We start from the raw sequence: 24429 nt of genomic DNA, 5'->3' as shown, positions 1-24429 counted from the left end.
TCGTCACCGCACCAGATAGAGCAGGGGATACAGCAGTACCCAGATCAGATCGACCATGTGCCAGAAAGCGCAGACGGTCTCCACGGTGTCCGCTCGCGGGCGCCATATCGCGACGCCCAGCAGGCACAGGCCAAAGATGACGTGGGCGGCGTGGAAGCCGGTCAGGCCGATGTAGAAGGTGAAGAAGTTGCCGCTGTCCGGCAGTGGGCCGGTGAAGAACTCGAGGTGATACTCGACGGCCTTGATCAGACAGAAGGCCATGCCCAGCACCGCGGCCAGCGCCAGCCACTGGCGTATCCGGCGCTCGCGCAGGGCGTGGGGTGGACACTGGGACTGCGTGACCGCCATCGCCGCGGCAAGGCCACTGGTCAGCAGCACCAGGGTATTGAGGCCGCCAATCAGCGGCTCGAGATGGCGTTGCCCGGCGATAAAGCCCACGGGGTCGAGCACCCGCTGCCAGGCAAAGACGCCAAAGAAGGCGGCAAACACCAGCAGCTCACTGATGATCAGCACCCAGATCAGCGGGTTGCCCGGCAGGCCCGACAGCGGCCCCCAGCCAGGGTTGGGCAAGCCAGAGCCCGGCAGCTCGCAAGCGCCGCGATCGAGGTTCACCGGTCGGCGTCCGTAAAGCGCACGCGGCAGCCACCCAGCAGCGGGGACAGGGGGCGCGGGACGGGCAGGTGGTGCAACAGCCGGCGGATACCCAGGGCGCAGCGTCCCACCATCCAGATGAGCGCCAGGGTGAAGCCCAGATAGCCGTAGGCCCAGCCGGTGAGGCCCGGCAGGTCGATGTGGCCGATCAGCCCCCACAGGCCGAGTCCGATCGCCCCGGCCAGCACGCCGTACCAGAAGGTCGCCAGCTGAAAGCGCAGGTGGCTCACCAGCACCGCATCGGTGGGTCTTCTGATGGCCAGCCAAAGATGAGTGACGAGTGCACTGACGGGGGCGGTCACCACCGCCATGACGCTGCCCAGCATCAGGGCGTAGAGCAGCAGCACCTTGCGCTGCCCGGTAGGCGTCGTGACGACGGCATTCTGTTGTGATTGCGACTGGCGAGTTTCCAGCGAAGCAGGGTGCATGGCGTTCTCCCGCGGCCTACAGGCCGATGCGATGGGCTCGATCGGTGAAGAAGATGCCACTGGGCGACTCGGCCTCCAGGGTCGCCAGGCGCTCGAAGGTGGCGGTGTCGTAGACCACCACCTGGTCGGAGTCCCGCGCCGAGATCCAGACCTCCTCGCCGCGCGGGCTGAACTCCATATGCAGTACCGCCTGGCCGGGGGTCAGGGTGCGGATGATCTCGCCGCTTTCACTGTCGATGACCTGGACCACATCGTTGTCGGGGTGGGCGAAGTTGACCCACAGCTGGCGCTGGTCCGGCCGGCTCATCACGAACACCGGCTGCCCGTGCACCGCAATCCGTCGCTCCAGGCGCCAGTCGTCGAGGTTCGCCATCAGCACCTCGTGGCGACCCACCGCCGGCCACCAGGCGTGGTCGTTGGCGATGGTCCAGCCCTCCAGGTGGGGCATCTTGTACACCGGCAGCTTGTCGTCGCCCTGGCGATAGCCGGACAGGACCGGCTCGACCCCGTTCTCGGGATGCCACAGATCCAGGCGCGCCAGGTGGTCCTCGCCGAACAGGCCGGCCACGTAGAAGCGCCCGATGGGGTCGATCAGGGCGTCGTAGGGTTTCTCGCCGATATCGGAAAAGCGGGTGATGGCGGGGAGCTCGCTGGCACCTTGTTCGTCCGCGATGAGCGTCGAGGCGTCGAGCACCTGGATCTCATCGGCGTCCCACAGGCTGTAGACGAAGCGGTTGCCTGGGGCGTCGACCAGGCCGACCACCTTGGACAGCGCCTGACTGCCGTCATCCCGGGTGTAGCGCGCCGCTACCTCGGCCAACAGCTCAAGGCTGTCGGCGTCGAACAGCTTTACGCCGCCCGGCTCGTAGTTGGCCACCGCGATGATGCGGCCGTCCTGGGAGATGGCCCCGCCGATGCTGTTGCCGGACTGCAGCACCCTGGCGTCGATGGTGGCGCACACCAGATCCACCTTGGTCAGACCGCCGTCGCGGCCGAACACGTAGGCGAAGCGCTCGTCGCTGGAGAACTTCACCGAAGCGTGGGACAGATCACCCAGCCCCTCGACACGAGTGATCACGCGATGCTGGCGGCGGTCGACCAGGGCCAGGCGGCCATCGGCGCGTTCGACCACGACCCCGAGTCCGCCGGTGGCGAGGTTGGCGCAGCTGGCCTCCGGTGCGCCGGCGTCGGTGCTGTGGGCAACGGCGGCTGAGCCGTGCGGGCTCTGGCCCCAGGCGATCAGGCCGCAGGCCAGTGCCAGGCCAAGCATGAAGCCCGGGGCGTGAAAGCGCCGAAGACCCTTGGCGGCGGGGGGATGGGGCAATGCAGAACGGTGCCTCATGGGAGCTCCTGAGCGTCGGTGTGCTTGAGCGTTTCGGCGATCCAGCGGGCCTCTTCGGCGCTCAGCAGATCGCGCCAGGGCGGCATGGCGGTGCCGGGCAGGCCTTCGAGGATGATGGTGGTCAGGGTGTCGACGTCGTAGACCGCCAGACGCTCCTGGGTGAGAGCAGGGCCGAGCCCCCCCTTGAGGGTCATGCCGTGACAGGAACCGCAGTCCTGGAGGAGCAGGTTGCCGAGCGCCTCCGGGTCCACTGCTGCGCCGTTGGTAGCTGTCGCTGAAGCGCTGGTCGTTTGCGTCGCCGAGGCGCTGGTCTTGTGTGTCGCCGAGGCGCTGGGCGCTGGCGCCGCCGATGTATCGACAGCCCATGCTCCCATCAGCAGAAGGCAGGCGAGGGCGGCACGCCATCGTGGCAAAAGCACTGAGCACGTATGGCACCTGAAAGGGTGCTGGGAAATAGGTGTTGCCATCGACAAGTGTCCCCCGGCGAAGGTCCCTGTAGGACCCGACAGTGTCCTTGATTCATCGAAAATATTTATTGATATGGGTCGTCGTTTTATCCCGAAGGTATTGGTGTTTCTTGAAGTGGCAAGCAGTAGTCGAGTTTCGCCTCGCTGTCGATAGCGGCTGGAGCCATTGGATGATGCGCGTCAACGTCTTGATCAAAAAGTACTGAAATGCTCCTTTCGAGGTAGCTCCGAAAGTCTTATTTGGTCATTAAGCTTAAGAAATTAAAGGGGAAAAATTTCTGGTGGTGTGCGGAGGAGTGATTGTTGATAGGGGTCAAGAGTCGGCAAGAGACCCAGTGAAATCGTCGGGAATGCGCGCTTCCATGGTAGGCAGGGCAAACGCGAAGAGAGCGGGCGTCTTCGCGGCCTTCATCTGGAAGGAAGATGTGTCGCTTATCCAGGGAAGGGATTGCCGTACCAAGGGAAATAACTCGCTCAAGAGAAAGCGGAAAACCTGGCGACATTTTCATCTTGTGGCACGACGTTGGCGACAGGATGAAAGACACGTGGATCATGACTCGAGGTGAAAAGATGACCAGAAGCGTCACGACTCTCAAGCCCCTTGCCGCAGCGATAGCCATCGTGATTGCAGGCCTGGGAAGCGCCCATGGCGCCGAGAAGAACCTGTCTCCGGAAGAGGCGGCCTACCAGAGCAATCCGTCCGGCGTCGACCCGGCGGCGGTGATGATGCCCGATGAAGAGGGCGCCCCCGCGATGACGCGGGAAGAGTTCGATCACGCCAAGGAGATCTACTTCGAACGCTGTGCCGGCTGTCATGGCGTGCTGCGCAAGGGGGCCACCGGCAAGCCGCTGACCACCGACATCACCCGTGAACGCGGCATGGACTATCTCAAGACCTTCATCACCTACGGCTCACCGGCGGGTATGCCCAACTGGGGTACCTCCGGCCAGCTGACCGATGACGAGATCGAGATGATGGCGAACTACGTCATGCATGAGCCACCGGTACCCCCGGAGTTCGGCCTTGCCGACATGAAGGACAGCTGGACCGTGTTCGTGGCGCCGGAAGATCGCCCCACCGAGCAGATGAACGACCTGAACCTGGAGAACCTGTTCTCGGTGACCCTGCGTGACGCCGGCCAGATCGCCCTGATCGACGGCGACAGCAAGGAGATCGTCAAGGTCATCGATACCGGTTACGCGGTGCACATCTCGCGGATGTCCGCTTCCGGGCGCTACCTGTTCGTCATCGGTCGCGACGCCAAGGTCGACATGATCGACCTGTGGATGGAAGAGCCGACCACCGTGGCCGAGATCAAGGTGGGTCTCGAGGCGCGTTCGGTGGAGACCTCCAAGTTCGAGGGCTACGAGGACACCTACGCGGTCGCCGGCACCTACTGGCCGCCGCAGTTCGTGATCATGGATGGCGAGACCCTGGAGCCGAAGAAGATCGTCAGCACCCGCGGCATGACGGTGGGGACCCAGGAGTACCATCCGGAGCCCCGCGTGGCGGCCATCGTGGCGTCCCATCAGCACCCGGAGTTCATCGTCAACGTCAAGGAAACCGGCAAGGTCCGTCTGGTCAACTACGAGAACCTGGACGCCCTGTCCAGCGTCGAGATCGACACCTCCCGCTTCCTGCACGACGGTGGCTGGGACAGCAGCGGTCGCTACTTCATGACCGCCGCCAACCAGTCCAACCAGATCGTCGTCATCGATGCCAAGGAGCGTGAGCTCGAGGCGATCATCGACGTGGGCAAGACCCCGCACCCGGGACGTGGCGCCAACTTCGTCGACCCCGAGTTCGGGCCGGTGTGGGCCACCAGCCATCTGGGCGACAACACCATCTCGCTGATCGGTACCGACCCGGAAGGTCATCCGGACCAGGCCTGGACGGTGGTGCGCACCCTGGAAGGTCAGGGTGGCGGCTCGCTATTCATCAAGACCCACCCCGAGTCCGAGCACCTCTACGTGGACACCGCGCTGAACCCCGACGAGGCCATCAGCCAGAGCGTTGCCGTGTATGACGTCAACGACCTGGAAGAGGGCTTCCAGGTGCTGCCGATCGCCGACTGGGCGGATCTTGGCGAAGGGCCCAAGCGGGTGGTGCAGCCGGAGTACAACCGTGCCGGCGACGAGGTCTGGTTCTCGGTGTGGAACACCGCCGATCAGTCTTCCGCGCTGGTGGTGGTCGACGACGAGACGCTGCAGCTGGAAGCGGTGATCAAGGACGAGCGACTGGTCACGCCGACCGGCAAGTTCAACGTCTACAACACCCAGCACGACGTCTACTGACGTCCTCGCGGGCCGCTCGCACGGGCGGCCCGCCCCAATTTTTCGCTTTTCGGGAGATGGCCATGGCAACCGACAAGGTGGTCGACGACCTGGACCGCATCGACCGGCGTCTGATCGATCGCTATCAGCGATCGCTGCCGTTGGTGGAGCGTCCCTTTGCGGCCATGGCCGAAGAGCTCGGACTGGATGAACAGGCGTTGATCGAACGCCTGCAGCGTCTGTGTGACCTAGGCGTGGTGGGCCGTGTCGGCGCGGTGTTCGATCACCGCCAGGCCGGCGCCAGCGAGCTGGTGGCGGTGGCCGTGCCGGACCATCGCCGGGAGGCGGTGGCACAGATCATCAACGCCTGCCCCGGGGTCAACCACAACTACTGGCGCGAGCACCGCTACAACCTGTGGTTCGTGGTGACGGCGCCGGACAGCACCAGCCTGGAACTGCGCCTGACGCGGCTGGAGGCCGAACTGGCCACCCCGTTGCTGCGCCTGCCCATGGTCCAGAGCTATCACATCGACCTGGCCTTCGCCCTGCCCTGGGCGGAGCTGGAGGAAGCATGATCGAGGCCGTCACGTCCACCGCTGGGCGCCGTCCGGCAGGCCCGCTGCAGGCCCAGGATCGCCGTCTGATCAGACTCAGGGCCTGTCTGGAAGAAGGGCTGCCGCTGGTGCCTGAGCCGTTCAAGGTGCTGGCCGAGCAGACCGGCCTGAGCGTCGAGGAGGTCCGCACCTGGATCGGGCACTGGCAGCACAGCGGTTTCATCAAACGCTTCGGCTTGGTGGTCCGCCATCGCCGCCTGGGCCTCGCCGCCAACGCCATGGTGGTGTGGAACCTGCCCGAAGATCGCGTCGACGAGGTAGGCCGGCGTCTGGCCGCTGAGCCCGAGGTCACCCTGTGCTACCAGCGGGTGCGTCGCCTCGGCTGGCCCTACAACCTGTTCTGCATGATCCACGGCGTCCGGCGAGTGCGTGTCGAGGCCCAGATCCTTGCGCTGATCAAGCGCCATGGCCTCGAAGACGTCGACCACCAGGTGCTGTTCAGCCGCCAGGCCTATCGCCAGCGCGGCGGACGCTACACGCCAGAGGAACCATGACACCCCCGGAGGAGCCATGAGCTCAGAAACACCGTCCCGGGGTTTTCCCGGCGACCCCGACCGCCATCCACACGACGCTGCCACCGCTCGCCATGACGCGGTGGCTGCGCTGTCTGAGGTAGAGCGTCGGATCATCAACCGCCTGCAATTGGGTGTGCCCTTGACCCCGGACCCCTACGGCGACCTGGCCTTGGAACTGGGGCTCGGGGTGCGCGAGTTGCTCGACGTCCTGTCGTCGCTGCTCGATCGAGGGATCCTCAGTCGCTTTGGCCCGATGTTCCAGGCCGAGCGTCTCGGCGGTGCCCTGACGCTGGCCGCCCTGGCGGTGCCGGAAGCCGACTTCGAGCGCGTCGCCGAGGTCGTCAACGCCTTCCCCGAGGTGGCCCACAACTATCGCCGCGAGCACCACTACAACATGTGGTTCGTCATCGCCTGTGATCGCCCCGGCCGTGTCGCCTCGGTGATCGAGGCCATCACCGAGGCCACCGGGCTCGAGGTGATCAACCTGCCCAAGGAGGAGGAGTTCCATGTCCATCTCCACCTGCCCGTCTAGGGACCGCAACGACATCTCTGTGCTGGACGACGGCGACCGCGCCCTGATCGAGGCCACCCAGGCGGGGCTGCCGCTGGTGGCCGACCCCTGGGCGGCGGTGGGCGCGGCCATCGGCATGAGCGGCGAGGAGGTGCTGGCACGCTTTCAGCGCCTGCGCCTGACCGGCGTCGTGCGCCGCATCGCCGCGGTACCCAACCACTACCGCCTGGGCTACCTGGCCAATGGCATGACCGTGTGGGACGTCGATGATCAGCGTATCGACGAACTCGGCCGGCAGCTGGCCGACTGGCCGGGCGTCAGTCACTGCTACCGGCGGCCTCGCCGCTTGCCGGACTGGCCCTACAACCTGTTCGTGATGCTGCACGGCCACCACCGCGACGAGGTCGAGGCCCAGGCCGAGCGGCTGCGTGAATGGCTGGGCGACGCCTGCCGCGACCACCGTATTCTCTACAGCAGCCGCATCCTCAAGAAGACCGGGCTACGGCTCGCCACCGCCAAGGGAGCCTCGCCATGTTCCGAGTGACCCGCTACATCGACAGCCTGCTCGAGCCGACGCCACTGGCGCCTGCCCGCACCCCGCCAGGCCCGGTGGTGATCTGGAATCTGATTCGCCGCTGCAACCTGACCTGTCGGCACTGCTACACGGTGTCGGCCGACGTCGACTTCGCCGGTGAGCTGTCCACCGAGGAGGCGCTGAGGGTGCTCGAGGACCTCAAGGCCTTCCGGGTGCCGGCGCTGATCCTGTCCGGTGGCGAGCCGCTGATGCGGCCCGACATCTTCGAACTGTCGCACCGGGCCAAGGAACTCGGGCTGTACACCGGGCTTTCCACCAACGGCACCCTGATCACCGAGGACAACATCGACGCCATCGCCGATGCCGGTTACGACTACGTCGGCATCAGCATCGACGGCCTCGAGGAGACCCATGACCAGATCCGCCAGCGTCGTGGCGCCTTTCGCGAGTCCATGGCCGCAGTCCGGCTGTGCAAGGAGCGGGGCATCAAGGTAGGGCTGCGGTTCACCCTGACCCGGGACAACTACGCCCAGTTCGACGACATCCTGGCGCTGACCGCCGAGCACGACGTCGACAAGTTCTACCTGTCACACCTCAACTATGGCGGACGCGGTCATCGTCACCGTAAGCACGACGCCTGGCACGAAATGACCCGCGACGCCATGACCCGACTGTTCGACCGCTGTCGCGCCGAGCTCGAGGCGGGTATCCGGCGCGAGTACGTCACCGGCAACAACGACGCCGACGGCCCCTTCCTGCTGCACTGGGCCAGGCGCCACTTCCCCGAGCGGGTCGCCGATCTCGAGGCGCGGCTGCTCGCCTGGGGCGGTAACGCCAGCGGCGAGTACATCGCCAATATCGACAACCTGGGCAATGTTCACCCGGACTCCTTCTGGTGGGACCACCACCTCGGCAACGTACGTGAGCGGCCCTTCTCGGAAATTTGGTGCGAGGCCGACGACGATCTGATGCAGGGCTTTCGCAGTCGTCCGCGGCCGCTCAAGGGACGCTGCGGCGCCTGTCGCTACCTGCCGATCTGCAACGGCAATACCCGGGTGCGTGCCTTCAAGACCCTGGGCGATCCCTGGGCCGAGGACCCGGGCTGCTACCTCGACGATGACGAGATCGGCCTGACCGACGCCGTCTCGCCCAAGATGATTCTGACGACCGGTTGAACGGGAGATCACCATGTCCTTGCAAGCCCTCTACGACCAGCTCGGCGAAGCGCCGCTCGCCTCCGGCGAGGTGGCCATCGTCGGCGCCGGCCCCGGTGACCCCGGCCTTCTGACCCTGCGCGCGCTGTACCTGCTCAGCCAGGCGGACTGCCTGGTCTACGATCGCCTGGTGTCAGCGGAGGTGCTCGCGCTGGCGCCCAAGGCGGCCCAGCGTTTCTACGTGGGCAAGGCGGCGCGCTGCCACGCCCTGACCCAGGAGGAAACCAACCAGTTGCTGGTGCGCCTGGCGGTGACCGGCAAGCGGGTGGTGCGCCTCAAGGGCGGCGACCCCTTCATCTTCGGGCGTGGCGGCGAAGAGGCCGAGATGCTGGTGGACAACCAGGTGCCCTTTCGCGTGGTGCCGGGAATCACCTCGGCCCAGGGCTGCAGCGCCTACGCCGGCTTTCCGCTGACCCATCGCGACCACGCCCAGGGGGTGACCTTCGTCACCGGCCACGCCCGCGCCGACGGCAGCCTCGATCTCGACTGGCGCTCGCTGGCCAGTCGCCGTCACACCCTGGTGTTCTACATGGGGCTGACCAACGCCGAGCTGATTCGCCGCGAACTGCTCGCCAACGGCCTGCCCGCCGACCAGCCGGTGGCGCTGATCGAACGCGGCACCACCCGGGAACAGCGCCGGGTGATCACCCGTCTGGGCCAGTTGCCCGAGACCATCCAGGCCGAGGGGCTCAAGCCGCCGACGCTGATCGTGGTAGGCGAGGTGGTGTCCCTGGCCGGGCGGCTCGATATGGACGCCATGACGGAGGCGGTGGCATGAACACGGCAAGACTGCTGGGCGCGGCCCTGATCGGGCTGATGCCAGCCCTGATACCAGCCCTGATGCCAGCGCTGGCTGGGGCTCAGGAGGAGGCGATAACGGCAAATTCGGCGCCGCCGCAGCTCTACCAGGATCACTGTGCCAGCTGCCACGGCGCCGATCGTCTGGGCGCCATGGGGCCGGCGCTGCTGCCCCAGAACCTGGGGCGTATCAAGCCCGAAGAGGTTCGTCGGGTGATCGCCGATGGCCGCCCCGCGACCCAGATGCCCGGCTTTACCGACACGCTTGCCGAGGCCCAGGTCGATGCGCTGAGTGACTGGGTGCTGAGTGACCCGCCGGTGACTCCCGACTGGACGCTAGACGATATCCGCGCAAGCCAGGTGGTGTCGCATCCCCCCGGCAGCCTTGGCGACACGCCCGAGTTCGACGCCGATCCGCAGAACCTGTTCGTGGTGGTGGAGACCGGCGATCACCACGCCAGCGTGCTCGACGGCGATACCTTCGAGCGCCTGGCGCGCTTCCCCACTCGCTTTGCCCTGCATGGCGGGCCCAAGTACAGCCCGGATGGCCGCTACGTCTATTTCGGCTCCCGCGACGGTTGGATCACCAAGTTCGATCTCTATCACTTCGCCGTGGTGGCCGAGGTCCGCGCCGGCATCAATATGCGCAATATCGCGGTGTCCGCCGATGGCCGCTACGTGATGGCCGCCAACACCCTGCCAGGCAACCTGGTGCTGTTCGACGCCCACCGGCTCGATCCCATGCGGGTCTATCCCGCCGCCGACGCCGAAGGTAACGGCTCCCGGGTCAGCGCCGTCTACGCCGCGCCGCCGCGCTCGAGCTTTATCGCCGCGCTCAAGGACGTCAAGGAGCTGTGGGAGATCCCCTGGCCGGTGACGCCTGAAGCGGTGGTGGCCACGGGGCATATGGACGAGCCGCTGGATCCCGCGCGCAAGGCCCGAGATGCCAGGGGCGAGAGCTTCGAGGTCCGGCGTCTGCCGGTGCCTGACTACCTCGACGACTTCTTCTTCGACCCCGAGTACCGCCGTGTCATCGGCGCGTCCCGCGGCGGCGATGGGGCCATGGTCATCGACCTGGACAGCGGCGACAAGCTGGCCGACCTGCCGTTGTCGGGCATGCCCCATCTGGGTTCCGGCATCACCTGGGAGACCGGCGGACGTCGGGTGATGGCGATTCCCCACCTGGCCAAGCCGGAAGTCTCGATCATCGACATGGACGACTATTCGCTGATCAAGACGCTGCATACCGACGGACCGGGCTTCTTCATGCGCAGCCACGAAAACTCCCGCTACGCCTGGACCGACGTGTTCTTCGGGCCCAACCGTGATCGTGTCCACGTGATCGACAAGGACAGCCTCGAGATCGTGCGCACCCTGATCCCGGAGCCGGGCAAGACGTCTGCCCACGTGGAATTCGACCGCGACGGCGAGACCCTGCTGCTGAGCCTGTGGGAGCGCGACGGCGCGGTGATCGCCTACGACGCCGATAGCCTCGAGGAGATCACCCGGGTGCCGATGGACAAGCCGTCAGGCAAGTACAACGTGTGGAACAAGACCCACTATGAAGAAGGCACCTCGCACTAGGGCTTGTCTGAAAAGTGCCTGCGCTCGGTAATACGGCGTTAAAAATCGGATCAAATTGCTCATTTACACCCCGTAAACTGCGCTTTCTCACCGATTTTTGCCTTGTCTAACCTTCGCTCGTCGACTTTTCGGACAGCGCCTAGAGGCCTATGTGAAAAGTGCCTGCGATCGGCGGCTTTACGGACAACGCCCAAGGACGTGGCGCTGTCCTGATACAAGGCGTGCTTGTGGTGGAGATCAGTGCGTCTTGCCCGGAGGGGGCGTGCCAGCGGGTACGCTCCTCCCGGGCCTCTTTTCGATGGGGGCTGCCATCGAACTTCAATCCATCGTTTAAAACAAACGTCGACACCAGCATTGACCACGCCGGCCGAGGCTCGGATAGTGAATGGGCGTACAACGCTCATCCATTACTGGAGTTGATTCCATGCGACACAATAACAAGACGTTGCTGACCCTCTCCCTCGCCGCGCTATCCACAGCGGCGCTGGGCGTGACGAGCAGTGCTTCGGCCGCCACCCTGGACGAAGTCACCTCCCGCGGCGAACTCCAATGCGGTGTCAACGTCGGCCTGTCCGGTTTTTCCTCGCCGGACGAGAACGGCAACTGGCAGGGACTCGATGTGGAAACCTGTCGCGCCATCTCGGCGGCGATCTTCGGTGACGCCGACAAGGTGGTGTTCACCCCGCTGACCGCCAAGGAGCGCTTTACCGCGCTGCAGTCCGGTGAGATCGACGTGCTCTCGCGCAACACCACCTGGACCGCCACCCGGGACAATTCCCTGGGCCTCAATTTCACGACGACCACCTTCTACGATGGTCAGGGCTTCATGGTGGCCAAGGATCTCGGCATCGAAAGCCTCGAGGACCTGAACGGTGCCTCCATCTGTATCCAGTCCGGCACCACCCACGAGCTCAACCTGGCGGACTACTTCCCGGCCAAGGGCATCGACATCAACACCGTGACCTTCGATACCCCGGACCAGACCGCCTCGGGCTTCGCCAGCGGGCGCTGTGACGTGCTCACCTCGGACACCTCCCAGCTCAGCGCCCTGCGCCTGCAGCTGCCGGAACCGGACAGCGTCGAGATCCTCACCGAGCTGATCTCCAAGGAGCCGCTGGGCCCGGTGGTTGCCCAGGGTGACGACCAGTGGTTCGACATCGTCAAGTGGACGGTCTTCGCCATGGTCAATGCCGAGGAACTGGGCATCACCAGCGACAACGCCGAGCAGATGAAGAATGATCCGCCCAATCCCCAGGTGGCGCGCCTTTTGGGTGTCGACGGCACCTACGGCGAGCAGCTCAGTCTGACCAACGACTGGGCCTACAACATCGTCTCCCAGGTGGGCAACTACGGTGAGGTGTTCGCCGATACCGTGGGCGAAAACTCACCGCTGGGCATCAGCCGTGGCATGAACGCCCTGTGGAACGAAGGCGGCATCCTCTACGCCCCGCCGATCCGCTGATACTGTCCGCTGCGACCCCGGCCATGGCCGGGGTCGTCCGACCCATGACGGATAGAGCGACGACGTCGCGCGCCGGCCCCCTCGCCGTTCGCGGGTGAATGCCCACGGCCGCGAGACGGGCCGGAGGCAAGCGTCGTCCAGCAAGAGGCTCGCCCATGTCCACGCCCCCTATCGAACGGACGCCGCTATGGCGGCGTCCTGCCTTTCGTGCGCTGATCATCCAGGCGCTGCTGCTGGCAGGCCTCGCCGCGCTGATCGCGATGATGATCGGCAATGCCCTGACCAATCTCGAGGCCAGGGGCATCACCACCGGTTTCGACTTCCTCGGTGAGCGCGCCGGGTTCTCGATCCCCCAGACCCTGATCGACTACTCCGGCGACAGCAGCTACGCCCGCACCTTCGTGGTGGGGCTGCTCAATACCCTGCTGGTGTCCGGGCTCGGCATTCTGGCCGCCACCCTGATCGGCTTCGCCGTGGGTATCGCCCGGCTGTCGCCCAACTGGCTGCTGGCTCGCCTGGCGGCGGCCTTCGTCGAGACCTTTCGCAATATTCCGCTGCTGGTGCAGATCCTGTTCTGGTACTTCGCCGTGCTCCAGGCCCTGCCCAGTCCGCGCCAGAGCATGTCGCTGCTCGAGGCGTTCTTTCTCAACGTGCGCGGGCTGATCGTGCCGGCGCCGGTGCCCGAGCCAGGCTTCGGCTTGACCCAGCTGGCGCTGGTGGCAGCGATCCTGGCGGTGGTGGCCCTTGGTATCTACGCCAGACGGCTGCAGCAGCGTACCGGCAAGGCGCTGCCGGTGTACTGGCTCGGCAGCGCCCTGATCATCGGCCTGCCGCTGCTGGTGTTCGTGGCCAGCGGCAGCCCGCTTGCCTGGGACGTGCCGTCGCTCAAGGGCTTCAACTTCTCCGGCGGTATCACCGTGATCCCGGAGCTGATGGCACTGTGGCTGGCGCTGTCGATCTACACCGCCTCCTTTATCGCCGAGATCGTGCGTTCAGGGATCCAGTCGGTGCCCAAGGGGCAGATCGAGGCGTCCCGGGCGATCGGCCTGCCGGGCAACATCACTTTGCGCAAGGTGGTCATCCCCCAGGCGATGCGAGTGATCGTGCCGCAGCTCACCAGTCAGTACCTGAACCTGATCAAGAACTCGTCGCTAGCGACCGCCATCGGCTATCCCGACCTGGTGGCGGTGTTCGCCGGTACCAGCCTCAACCAGACCGGCCAGGCGATAGAGATCATCGCCATGACCATGGCGGTCTATCTGACCATCAGTCTGGTGGTGTCGGCGTTGATGAACGTCTACAACGCCCGGACCCTGCTCAAGGAGCGCTGAGATGAATACGCCAACCATGCGCTCTGCCATGAGCCGCTTGCCTGTCTTCGTTGGAGGACTGCTGCCATGACCGAGCGTCCCACACCTCCTTCCCAGTCCCCGGTGCACCCCCCGAGTGAGCCCGAGGTGGCGCCGGCTGCCGCGTCCACCGAGCATTCCATGATCGCCGCCCGGCCGGCGCCGGTGGCGCGCCATGGTGTCACCGGCTGGCTGCGCAGTCGGCTGTTCTCGACCCCGCTCAATTCGGTGGTCTCGCTGATCACCCTGGCGGTGCTGGTATGGGCGCTGTCCCCGCTGGTGCAGTGGGCGCTGATCGACGCCGACTGGATCGGCACCACCCGCGAAGCCTGCACCGGCGAGGGCGCCTGCTGGGTGTTCATCAGCGCCCGCTTCGAGACCATCGTCTACGGCTTCTACCCCGAGACCGAGCGCTACCGCGTCGATATCACCCTGGCGCTGCTGGTGGCCACCATCGCCTGGCTGATGATTCCCCGACTGCCGGCCAAGCGCTGGGTGGTGATCTTCGCCCTGGTCGGCTTTCCGGTGATCGCCTGGCTGTTGCTGCTGGGAGGCCACTTCGGCCTGCCGGCGGTGCCCACCCGTGAGTGGGGCGGGCTGATGCTGACCCTGACCGTGGCCATCGTCGGTATCGTCGGCTCGCTGCCGCTGGGGGTGATCCTGGCGCTGGGCCGGCGCTCGCAGATGCCACTGGTGCGCAGCCTGTCGGTGGTGTTCATCGAGTTCTGGCGCGGCGTGCCCTTGATCACGGTGCTGTTCATGGCCTCGGTGATGCTGCCGCTGTTCGTGCCCAGCGAGGTCGAGTTCGACAAGCTGCTGCGCGCACTGATCGGCATCATGTTCTTCTGGAGCGCCTATATGGCCGAGGTGGTGCGTGGCGGCCTGCAGGCGATCCCCAGAGGCCAGGAAGAGGCCGCCAAGGCGCTGGGCCTGGGCTACTGGCGGCGGATGGGCCTGATCATCCTGCCCCAGGCGCTCAAGCTGGTGATCCCGGGCATCGTCAACACCTTCATCGCGCTGTTCAAGGACACCTCGCTGGTGCTGATCATCGGCCTGTTCGACCTGCTGGCGATCATCCGTGCCGGGCTCACCGACACCAACTGGCTGGGCTTCGCCACCGAGGGCTACGTGTTCGCCGCGCTGATGTTCTGGATCTTCTGCTTCGGCATGTCACGTTACAGCCAATATATCGAACGGCGTCTACATACCGGCCATTGACGGCCCACAACAACAAATTTGATCGGGAGGCAGCCATGTCTGCTCAAGCGGCGACCACGGCGGATTCGAACACGCCGATGATCGAGATCGACGGCCTCAACAAGTGGTACGGGGACTTCCACGTGCTGCGCGACATCGACCTGACCGTGCAGCCAGGGGAGCGCATCGTGGTGTGCGGGCCCTCGGGGTCCGGCAAATCCACCCTGATCCGCTGCATCAATCACCTGGAGGAACACCAGCAGGGCCGCATCACCGTGGGCGGGGTGCACATGACCCAGGACGTCAAGCGCATCGAACAGATCCGCCGGCACGTCGGCATGGTGTTCCAGCACTTCAATCTGTTCCCTCACCTGTCGGTGCTCGACAACTGCTGCATCGCCCAGACCTGGGTACAGAAGAAACCCCGGCGCGAGGCCGAGGCCACCGCCATGGAGTTTCTCGAGCGGGTGCAGATCGCCGACCAGGCCCACAAGTACCCGGGCCAGCTGTCCGGCGGCCAGCAGCAGCGCGTGGCCATCGCTCGCGCCCTGTGTCTGCGCCCGGAGGTGATGCTGTTCGACGAGCCCACCTCGGCGCTGGACCCGGAGATGATCAAGGAGGTGCTGGACGTGATGATCGAGCTGGCCCGGGAAGGCATGACCATGCTCTGCGTGACCCACGAGATGGGCTTCGCCAAAACCGTGGCCGACCGGGTGATCTTCATGGATCAGGGCCAGATCATCGAGCAGGCGCCGCCCCAGGAGTTCTTCAACAACCCGCGCTCGGAGCGTACCCAGCTGTTCCTGAGTCAGATCCTCGGGCACTGAGGCGCCCTGGCCGCGCGCTTGCGCCCGCAGAGCGCGGCAAGGCGGACGGGTGGTACCGCAAGCGAGGCACATAAGCTGGAGGACTGGTAGCGCGGGGTGGCTCCCATGGCGTCGCTGCGAGAAAGACTGCGCCGATAAAGGCGCGGAGTGTCGAGAGCGATGGCGGCGACCACCGCCGTGGCATTCCTTGAAGGAATACAACCAGCGATAATTTTCGTTTGTCGCCGCCTCCCCGCTCTGGTCTTATCGGTGGCATCACCGCCTGCCAACCGATAGGAGCCCGGATGTCTTCCGACTTTGTGACCGCCGACGAGATTCGTGACCGCTTTGCCTCTGCCATGTCGGCCATGTACCAGGCCGAGGTGCCCCAGTACGGCACCCTGCTGTCACTGGTCGAGCAGGTGAATCGGCAGACCCTCGAGGCTGATCCGGCGCTGGCCGAGCGGCTCGAGGCCAGCGGCGAGCACGCTCGCCTGGGCGTCGAGCGTCACGGTGCGATCCGGGTGGGCACGGCCGAGGAACTCGCCACCCTGAGGCGCCTGTTCGCGGTGATGGGGATGTTCCCGGTGGGCTACTACGACCTGTCCGAGGCCGGGGTGCCGGTGCATTCCACCGCCTTTCGCCCGGTCTCCGACGAGGCCCTGGCGCGCAATCCCTTCCGCCTGTTTACCTCGCTGCTGCGCCTCGAGCTGATCGAGGACGTCGAGCTGCGCACCCTGGCCAGCGAGATCCTGGCCAAGCGCGACATCTTCACTCCGGGGGTGCGTGAACTGATCGCCACCTTCGAGCAGCAGGGTGGCCTCACCGAGGAACAGGCCGAGCGCTTCGTCGCCGAGGCCCTGGAGACCTTCCGCTGGCACCAGGACGCCACCGTGGACCGCGCCACCTACGAGCGGCTGCACTCGGCCCATCGTCTGATCGCCGACGTGGTGTGCTTCCGTGGCCCGCACATCAACCATCTGACGCCGCGGACCCTGGACATCGACGAAGCCCAGCGCCGGATGCCCGAGCATGGCATGACGCCCAAGGCGGTGATCGAGGGCCCGCCCCGGCGCGCCTGCCCGATCCTGCTGCGTCAGACCAGCTTCAAGGCGCTGGAAGAGACCACCCGTTTCGTCGGTGACGCCGAGGGTAGCCATACCGCCCGCTTCGGCGAGATCGAGCAGCGTGGCGTGGCCCTGACCCCCAAGGGCCGTGCGCTCTATGACCGCTTGCTGGGCGAGGCCCGCAAGGCGACCCAGGGGCTGGACAACGCCGCCCATCAGGCACGCCTGGCCGAGGTCTTCGCCGACTTCCCCGATGACGAGACCACCCTGCGCCGCGAGGGCCTGGCCTACTTCGTCTACCGTGCGCTGGGCGAGTTCGACGGTGACGCCTCTGTGGAGGTACAGATCGCCGCCGGCAAGGTGGTGGCCGAGCCGCTGACCTACGAGGACTTCCTGCCGGTGTCGGCGGCGGGCATCTTCCAGTCCAACCTGGGCGGTGAGGAGAGTGCGGTGGGGCAGGGCAACGCCAACCGCGACGCCTTCGAGGCGGCGCTGGGGGCCTCGGTGCGCGATGAACTCGAGCTCTACGCCCGCCGCGAGCGCGAATCCCTGGCGGCGCTTGGCCTGAAACGCTGATCCTGATGATTGGCCTGAGCCTCTTCTCTGTATCAGCCGCTGAATGTGCCCATCGCTGATCCTGTCGTCACGGCTCTTGCCTTCACGGAAAGTACCCGCGCCGATCGATCTTCCGCCCGGAAGATCGATCGGCGTTGGCGTTGGCGTTGGCGTTGCGGGTAGCGAGGCGATGCTGGCGGGCGGGTCCTCAGCGAGTGCGAGCCGTGGCACACAAAGGTAAGCTTCTGGCTTTTCTTGTCTCAGGAGTTTGTCGCCATGGAGTGGCTCGCCGCCATCTCGCCGCTGTCCCCCGTCGTCAGTCTCGGCCTGATCCTGCTGTCCGGTGTCACCTCGATGATCAGCGCGTCGCTGGGCGTGGGCGGCGGCACCCTGTTGATCATGACCATGGCCCAGGTGATGCCGGCGGCGGCGCTGATCCCGGTGCATGGCATGGTCCAGCTGGGCTCCAACGGCGGACGCCTGGCCATGAGCTGGCGACACGTCCACTGGCCGCTGCTGGCGACCTTTGTCCCCGGTGCCCTGATCGGCGCCCTGGTGGCCGGCTGGCTGCTGATCCGCCTGCCCAGCGGGGTGCTGGAACTGTCGATTGCCGCCTTCGTGCTCTATACCCTGTGGGGGCCGGGATTGCCCAAGCGCGCCCTGGGCCGCCTGGGCACCCTGATCGCCGGCGCCGTCACCACCCTGTTGTCCAGCTTTGTCGGCGCCAGTGGGCCCATGGTGGCGGCCTTCGTCAAGCAGCACGGCAACTCCCGCCAGGGCACGGTGGCCACCTTCGCCGCCTGCATGACCTTCCAGCACCTGACCAAGGCCTTCGTCTTCGGCGTCGCCGGTTTCCTGTTCGCCGACTGGCTGTGGTTGATCCTGCTGATGATCGGCGTCGGGGTGCTGGGCACCTGGCTTGGACTGCGCCTGTTGCATCACGTTTCGGAGCGGCGTTTCGACACCGGATTCCGGGTGGTGTTGACCGCGCTGTCGCTGCGTCTGGTGTGGCTGGGCATGACGCGGCTGCTGACCTGAACGTCTGGGCAGGCACGGCCGCCATGGGCGAGGGTCAAGACGAAAGATGTGGGCGAAGTAGTGCATAGGGGGTAGTTGCCCCCCGCTCCAGAGCGGCTGAATTGGCATAGAGTGATAGGTAGTCGTCACTGCTGGTCGACTGCCACCCTCGAGTCCTTCAATGCCTCTATTTGTCCGCCGTGAACTCCCGATCCAATGGCTTATCGCCGCCTCCATCGTCGGCATGACGCTGATGATGGCCGGTCTGCTGCTGTGGCAGTCGTGGGATCAGGCTCGGGACTCGCTGGTCGAGGCGCTGCAGCGATCCAGCCAGCAGCTGTCGGCGACGGTGGAGGTCAAGACCCGCTCGTTGATCGAACCTTCCAGGGCGATGCTCGGTGTGCTGAGCAGAGAAACGAGCATCGAGAACTTCGACAGTGCCCGAAGCGATCATCTGCTGCCCATGCTGGCGGCGGTGGTCGACGCCCAGGAGGTGCTGGGAGGCGCCTACATCGGCTCCGACAACGGCGACTTTCTGATGGTTCGCGCCATCGAGCGACTGTCGCCCGGGGCGGTATCCGACTCATTGAATCTGGCCGGCGGCACCTACCTGGCGCTGATCCTGCACGGCGACAGGCGGCAAGGCCTGGCTGGCTACTGGCAGGTACTCGACGATGAGGCGAGGGAGCTACGTCGCATCGCCATCGAGAGCCACGGCCTGGACCCGCGCGATCGCCCCTGGTTTCGTCAGGCGCTGGACGAGCACGGCCCGCAGCTATCGGCGCCCTATACCTTCTTCACCAACGGTGAGCAGGGCGTCACCCTGTCCCAGCGATCCCGTGACGGACGCGCCGTGCTTGGCATCGACATGACCTCCGCGGATCTCGGCAAGGAAATCCATGCGTTTGCCACCACCCAGGGGTCACTGCTGGCCATCACTACTCCCGAGGGCGATGTGCTCGCCCACAACGCGGACAAGGATGCGGCGCTGTTGCCGGGGACCTCGCTGGAGGATCTGGGCGAGGCGCCGTTGATCGAGCTCAAGGATCAGGGGGTGCTGGCGACGCCGGTCCGCTACTTCTGTGGTGAGCAGTACTGGTGGGGGCTGGCGCTGCCCTTCGACATGCTCGGCAGTCGACTGGCCTGGCTGCTGGTGGCCATGCCGGAGCGGGAGCTGATGGCGAGCCTGCGTGAATCCCTGTGGCACCGTCTGTTGCTGTCGCTGGGGCTGGTGACGCTGATGGTGCCACTCGGCATCCTGCTGGGTCGCCGACTCGGGCGCCCACTGCGCGAACTGGGCGAGCAGGTGCGGACCATCTCCGAGTTCGACCTCGACGCCTATCGCGGGGTCGACTCCCGGGTGCGCGAGGTGGCCCACCTGTCCGGTGCGCTGGACACTCTGGTGCATCGCGTCGGCGAGTTTCGGCGCATCAATCGCATGCTGGGACGCGAGCGCCGGCTCGACGTGATGCTCGACGGCATCCTCGATGAGCTGTTGAACGTCACCGGCAGCCACCACGGGGTCATCTATCTGGCCAACGAGGACAGTTCAGGCCGCCTGTCGCCGGTCGCCGAGGCGGGTCAGGGGTGGGGCGATGCCCCTTTGCCGGCGACGCTCGAGGTCGACCAGGACTCGGGCCCTCTGCTGGAGGTGCGGCGAGCGCTGGAGGCGCAAGGGTATCTGGTGCAGTCGCTGCGCGACCGCGCCGGCAAGCGTCTCGGGATACTGCTGCTGGCGCACCGGGACGGTGGTCAGGATGATGACCAGTGGCGCACCTTCGTCGCCGAGGTGTCATCGGTGGCGGCGGTGGCCATCGACATGCGCCGCCTGCTCGAGGGCGAGGCGCGTCTGCTGGACGCCATGATTCAGCTGGTCGCCAGGGCCACCGATGCCAAGTCACCCCACACCGGGGGACACTGTACCCGGGTGCCGCAACTGGCGGAGATGCTGATCGATGAAGTGGATCGGGCGCGCCAGGGCCCTTTTGCTGCGGTTCACCTCAGCGAGGAAGAGCGTGCCACCTTCCACCTGGCGGCCTGGCTGCACGACTGCGGCAAGCTGACCACCCCAGACCACATCATGGAGAAGGCCACCAAGCTCGAGACCCGTTACAACCGGATCCACGAGATCCGCACCCGCTTCGAGGTGCTGTGGCGAGACGCCGAACTCGATTACTGGCGCGCCATCGCCCAGGGGGGCGAAGCAACAAAGCTTGACCAGGTACTGCAGCGTCGGCGCCAGGAGCTGCAGGAGGCCTTCGCCTGCGTTGCCGAGGCCAACCATGGCCGCGAGGCGATGGGCGAGGCCGACTGCCAGCGCTTGAAGACCATCGGCGAGTGGCGCTGGCTGCGTTACTTCGATGACCGCCTGGGGCTGTCACGGGCCGAACTGGACAACATGGCCGAAGAACCCCGTCGCGCCTTGCCTGCAGAAGAACGTCTGCTTGCCGATCTGCCCCGTCATCGCATTGCCTGGCAGCGTCCGTGCCCCCCGGTGCATCCCGAGGACCCCGACAATCACTGGGGCTTTTCGATGGAGCCGCCGTCCCTGGCGGAGCATCAGGGGGAGCTCTACAACCTGTGCATCGCCCGAGGCACGCTCAACGACGTCGAACGCTTCCGCATGCAGGAGCACGTGATCCAGACCATCATCATGCTCGAGTCTCTGCCCTGGCCCGCTCACCTGAAGCGAGTGCCGGAGATCGCCGGCAATCACCATGAGCGCATGGACGGACAGGGGTATCCGCGGCGGCTGCGACTCGGCGAGGCCAGCCTGGAAGAGCGGATCATGGCGCTGGCGGATGTGTTCGAGGCGCTGACCGCCTCCGATCGTCCCTACAAGAATGGCCTGCCGCTGTCCCGCGCACTGGAGATCCTGGCTGACATGGTCAAGGACGGCCACCTGGACCCGGCGGTCTTCGAGTTGCTGCTGGATAGCGGCGTGTGGCGGCGCTACGCCGATACCTTTGTGGCCGACCGACAGATCGACCAGGTCGATATCGATGCCATCCGGGCCCGAGCTCGGCGTTGACCTAACGTGGAGCCTGCCGCTGTGTTCGGGATACGCGTCTGCAGATCTGCACATATAGTGGAGAGAGCGCTACCCCTTTCGGCTTAGGGCGTTTCGTCACGCTTGAAAGTCCCTTTTGCCTCGTCACGAGAGGTCCGACCATGTACCGCCATCGTCTCGTCATTCCGGTGCAGTGGCTGATCGGTATCGTTATCGTCGGGGTGATGGTGGTGATGGCGGTGGCGCTGCTGGGGTTCTCCTGGCACCAGTCCCAGCGCACGCTGGGGGCGACCCTGGAAGAGACCTCGGCTCAGCTGGTCGACACCCTGGAGGCGCGCACCCAAGCGCTGGTGAGGCCGGCACGGGTGGCCATCGACATGCTGGCCAACGGGGCCCCGGGCGAGGCCGACGACTGGGACGGCCGGCTGGCAGCGTTGCCGCTGATGAGGGCGGCGCTGGAAGCCCATCGACTGGTCGACGCCGTCTACATCGGCTATGGCAGCGGCGACTTCCTGATGTTTCGCGCGGTGGATCGCATGCTGGAGAGCAAGCGTCCCGACCTGGTCGATAGCGGCGGCCAGGACGCGGCCTACCTGGCGCTGGTGGTGGATGCACGCCCTGGCCAGCCACCGCAGAGTGAATGGCATCTGTTCGATCCATCGCTTGCTCCGCTCGGGCGCGAGCGACTCGACCAGTACTTCTTCGATCCGCGCAGCCGTCCCTGGTTTCAGCAGGCACCCGAGGGTGACGCTCCTTTCCTGACCGCTCCCTATGTGTTTTTCAACACTGGCGAAATCGGCATCAGCATGGCGCGCCGCCGCGGTGACGCCGTGGTCGGCCTGGATGTCGCCTCGCGGGACCTTGGCATCGGCCTGGATGACCTGCGGTTGACGCCGCAGACGCGCATGGCGGTGGTCACCGCCTCCGGCCAGGCGCTGGCGACTACCCTGGACGCCACACTGGATCCTGGGCCCGGCAACGCCCGCCAATTGTCCTCTTTCGAGGATCTGGCCATGCCTGTGCTGGCGCAATTGTTGAGCACGAACGTCGACCAGCCGCCGCGGCGGTTGTCCCATGACGGTCGCCAGTGGTGGGGGCTGGTGCTGCCCTTTGTCACCCTGGGCGGCGAGGCCACGCGCCTGATTGCAGCGGTCCCGGAAGACGAGCTGACCACCGATGTGCGCCAGATGATGCTGGAGAGTTCGTTGCTGGCGGGGATCGTGACGCTGGCCTTGTTGCCGCTGGGGGTGCTGCTGGGACGACGACTGGGGCGTCCATTGCGGGAGTTGTCCGGACAGGTCGAGGCGCTCGGGCGCTACGATTTTTCCGCCTGCGACGGTGTCGGCTCGCGGGTGACCGAGGTGCGCGGGCTCAGCGTGGCACTGCGCCGGCTGGCGCGTGGTATCGAGGGCTTTGGACGCATCACCCGGGTGCTCAACAGCGAGCCACGCCTGGATCGCATGCTGACCAGCATCCTCGAGGATCTGCTGCGCGGCACCGGCAGTCGCGCCGGCGCCATCTACCTGGCCGATGAACAGGACGAGGGACGCTTCGCTCGGATCGCCAGGGAGGGGGAGGCGAGGGACCTCGATGCGGACCCACGGAGTCGGGAGCTGCGACTGCAGGAAGGCTCCGAGGCCGAGCTCGAGGCGCTGATCGAGCGCTTTGAGGCGGCCGGCTATCTGTTGCAGCCGCTGCGTAACCGCGAGGGAGCGACGCTGGGTCTGCTGGCGTTGGCGCGGCGCTCGCTGGACGATGACGACGCTCACTGGCGTGCCTTCGTCGCCGAAGTGTCGGCGGCGGCTGCGGTGGCCATCGACCTGAGGCGACTGTTGCGTGGTGAGGCGCGTCTACTGGAGGGCATCGTCCAGCTGGTGGCCCATGCCATCGACGCCAAGTCGCCGCATACCGGAAGCCACTGCTCGCGAGTGCCGGTACTGGCGGAGATGATCGTCGAGGGCATCGATCGCAGCGAGCACGGGGTATACGCCGAGACTCACTTCGACGCGACCCGCCGCAGCGCCTTCCATCTGGCGGCCTGGCTGCATGACTGCGGCAAGCTGGCGATTCCCGACGAGGTGATGGAAAAGGCCACCAAGCTCGAGGCCCGCTACGACCGTATCCATGAGATTCGCACCCGCTTCGAGGTGCTGTGGCGCGATGCCGACGTGGCCTACTGGCAGGGGCGCGCCCACGGTGGCGATCCGGTGACGCTGGAGCGACGGCGCCATGCGCGACAGCAGGAGCTGATCGCAGCCTTTGAATGCGTGGCCGAGGCCAATCGGGGGGGCGAGGCCATCAGCGATGAGCTGCTGGAGCGCCTGACCGTCATCGCCGAGTGGCGCTGGTGGCGGCACTTCGATGATCGGCTTGGGGTATCGCGAGATGAGCTCAAACGCATGTCCCGCGAACCTCTGCGCAGGCTGCCCGCGGAGGAGCGCCTGCTGGCCGACCTGCCACGCCACGAGATCCCCTGGCACCGCTCTCGCCCGGCGGTGGCGCCGGACGACCCCGACAATGTCTGGCGTTTCGACATGCGGCCCAGTGAATTGGCCGGCCATCAGGGCGAGCTTTTCAATCTCAGGGTGTCCCGCGGCACCCTCAACGAGGTCGAGCGATTCCGCATCCAGGAGCACGTGGTCCAGACCATCATGATGCTCGAGGCGCTGCCCTGGCCCGCGCACCTGCGTCGGGTCCCGGCCATCGCCGGCAATCATCACGAGCGCATGGACGGTACCGGTTATCCACGCCGACTGGCGATGAAGGACGCCAGCCTCGAGGAGCGGGTCATGGTGATGGCGGACGTGTTCGAGGCCTTGACCGCCGCGGACCGCCCCTACAAGTCGGCCATGACCCTTTCCCGGGCACTGGCGACGCTGGCCGACATGGTGCGGGAGGGCCATCTGGACCCCGAGATCTTCCGGCTGATGCTGGAGCAGCGGATCTACAGCGACTACGCCGAACGCTTCTTGACGCCGGCCCAGCGTGATAGCGTTGATACCGAGGCGCTGCTGGCCCGTGCGGGAGTTTGAC

General features: G+C 66.0%; 20 protein-coding genes. 16 read left to right on the top strand and 4 right to left on the bottom strand.

Translation table 11 applies throughout. The features are described from left to right. Nucleotides 1–3: 3 nt before the first annotated feature. The 4 genes from NFG57_RS19525 to NFG57_RS19510 are packed head-to-tail and all read right to left on the bottom strand — an operon-like array spanning nt 4 to nt 2672. Nucleotides 4–612: a cytochrome c oxidase subunit 3 gene (locus NFG57_RS19525; RefSeq protein WP_348814997.1), complete on the bottom strand. Its 609-nt coding sequence runs from the start codon at nt 610–612 to the stop codon at nt 4–6. Beyond that, entirely contained in the window at nt 609–1079 is a 471-nt protein-coding gene (locus NFG57_RS19520; RefSeq protein ID WP_348814996.1) for a hypothetical protein, read from the bottom strand. Before NFG57_RS19520 ends, NFG57_RS19525 begins: the two co-directional genes overlap by 4 nt. 16 nt (nt 1080–1095) lie before the next feature. Continuing rightward, nucleotides 1096–2421: a cytochrome D1 domain-containing protein gene (locus NFG57_RS19515; protein ID WP_348814995.1), complete on the bottom strand. Its 1326-nt coding sequence runs from the start codon at nt 2419–2421 to the stop codon at nt 1096–1098. Next, a complete protein-coding gene (locus tag NFG57_RS19510) occupies nt 2418–2672 on the bottom strand; it encodes a cytochrome c (RefSeq protein WP_231498585.1) in 255 nt (84 codons plus the stop codon). Before NFG57_RS19510 ends, NFG57_RS19515 begins: the two co-directional genes overlap by 4 nt. 786 nt (nt 2673–3458) lie before the next feature. On the opposite strand from NFG57_RS19510, the gene NFG57_RS19505 reads away from it, so the two are divergent. The 16 genes from NFG57_RS19505 to NFG57_RS19430 all read left to right on the top strand — a co-directional run bounded on the left by NFG57_RS19505 (nt 3459) and on the right by NFG57_RS19430 (nt 24428). Next, entirely contained in the window at nt 3459–5183 is a 1725-nt protein-coding gene (locus NFG57_RS19505; protein ID WP_083970485.1) for a nitrite reductase, read from the top strand. 62 nt (nt 5184–5245) lie between these two features. Then, nucleotides 5246–5737 carry an Lrp/AsnC family transcriptional regulator gene (locus tag NFG57_RS19500; RefSeq protein WP_045993516.1) on the top strand — a complete coding sequence of 164 codons (492 nt, stop codon included), beginning with the start codon at nt 5246–5248 and terminating at the stop codon, nt 5735–5737. Then, on the top strand, nt 5734–6270 hold the full coding sequence (locus NFG57_RS19495) for an AsnC family protein (protein ID WP_222516365.1): 537 nt from the start codon (nt 5734–5736) through the stop codon (nt 6268–6270). The genes NFG57_RS19500 and NFG57_RS19495 overlap by 4 nt, the downstream gene beginning before the upstream one ends. A 16-nt stretch (nt 6271–6286) precedes the next feature. Continuing rightward, the gene (locus NFG57_RS19490) at nt 6287–6823 is read left to right on the top strand and encodes an Lrp/AsnC family transcriptional regulator (protein WP_348814994.1); all 537 of its coding nucleotides are present in this window, start codon (nt 6287–6289) and stop codon (nt 6821–6823) included. Further along, nucleotides 6798–7346: an AsnC family transcriptional regulator gene (locus NFG57_RS19485; protein ID WP_222516367.1), complete on the top strand. Its 549-nt coding sequence runs from the start codon at nt 6798–6800 to the stop codon at nt 7344–7346. Before NFG57_RS19490 ends, NFG57_RS19485 begins: the two co-directional genes overlap by 26 nt. Further along, entirely contained in the window at nt 7334–8512 is a 1179-nt protein-coding gene (gene nirJ / locus NFG57_RS19480; protein ID WP_213229289.1) for a heme d1 biosynthesis radical SAM protein NirJ, read from the top strand. The genes NFG57_RS19485 and nirJ overlap by 13 nt, the downstream gene beginning before the upstream one ends. 13 nt (nt 8513–8525) lie before the next feature. Next, entirely contained in the window at nt 8526–9329 is an 804-nt protein-coding gene (gene cobA, locus NFG57_RS19475) for a uroporphyrinogen-III C-methyltransferase (RefSeq protein ID WP_045993512.1), read from the top strand. Then, complete coding sequence (locus tag NFG57_RS19470) at nt 9326–10933, top strand: cytochrome D1 domain-containing protein (protein WP_348814993.1); 1608 nt, start codon at nt 9326–9328, stop codon at nt 10931–10933. Before cobA ends, NFG57_RS19470 begins: the two co-directional genes overlap by 4 nt. Before the next feature lie 424 nt (nt 10934–11357). Next, a complete protein-coding gene (locus NFG57_RS19465; protein ID WP_348814992.1) occupies nt 11358–12395 on the top strand; it encodes an amino acid ABC transporter substrate-binding protein in 1038 nt (345 codons plus the stop codon). 155 nt (nt 12396–12550) lie between these two features. Further along, nucleotides 12551–13726, top strand: coding sequence for an amino acid ABC transporter permease (locus NFG57_RS19460; RefSeq protein ID WP_124805219.1), 1176 nt, complete (start codon nt 12551–12553; stop codon nt 13724–13726). 159 nt (nt 13727–13885) lie between these two features. Then, nucleotides 13886–14962, top strand: coding sequence for an amino acid ABC transporter permease (locus NFG57_RS19455; protein WP_045993550.1), 1077 nt, complete (start codon nt 13886–13888; stop codon nt 14960–14962). A 77-nt stretch (nt 14963–15039) separates the two neighbouring features. Next, the gene (locus NFG57_RS19450; protein WP_045993549.1) at nt 15040–15768 is read left to right on the top strand and encodes an amino acid ABC transporter ATP-binding protein; all 729 of its coding nucleotides are present in this window, start codon (nt 15040–15042) and stop codon (nt 15766–15768) included. A 284-nt stretch (nt 15769–16052) separates the two neighbouring features. Then, nucleotides 16053–17390: a VOC family protein gene (locus NFG57_RS19445; RefSeq protein WP_348814991.1), complete on the top strand. Its 1338-nt coding sequence runs from the start codon at nt 16053–16055 to the stop codon at nt 17388–17390. A gap of 255 nt (nt 17391–17645) precedes the next feature. Next, on the top strand, nt 17646–18407 hold the full coding sequence (locus NFG57_RS19440; protein WP_222568730.1) for a sulfite exporter TauE/SafE family protein: 762 nt from the start codon (nt 17646–17648) through the stop codon (nt 18405–18407). A gap of 160 nt (nt 18408–18567) precedes the next feature. Beyond that, nucleotides 18568–21417, top strand: a complete 2850-nt coding sequence (locus NFG57_RS19435; RefSeq protein WP_348814990.1) for an HD domain-containing phosphohydrolase — start codon at nt 18568–18570, stop codon at nt 21415–21417. Nucleotides 21418–21557: 140 nt separating this feature from the next. Continuing rightward, entirely contained in the window at nt 21558–24428 is a 2871-nt protein-coding gene (locus NFG57_RS19430; RefSeq protein ID WP_348814989.1) for an HD domain-containing phosphohydrolase, read from the top strand. The last annotated feature ends 1 nt before the right edge of the window (nt 24429 follow it).

The organism is Halomonas sp. H10-59, from assembly GCF_040070555.1.
Classification (GTDB): domain Bacteria; phylum Pseudomonadota; class Gammaproteobacteria; order Pseudomonadales; family Halomonadaceae; genus Halomonas; species Halomonas litopenaei.
Note: the sequence above shows the minus strand (reverse complement) of the source record. Positions and strands in the feature narration are given on the sequence as shown.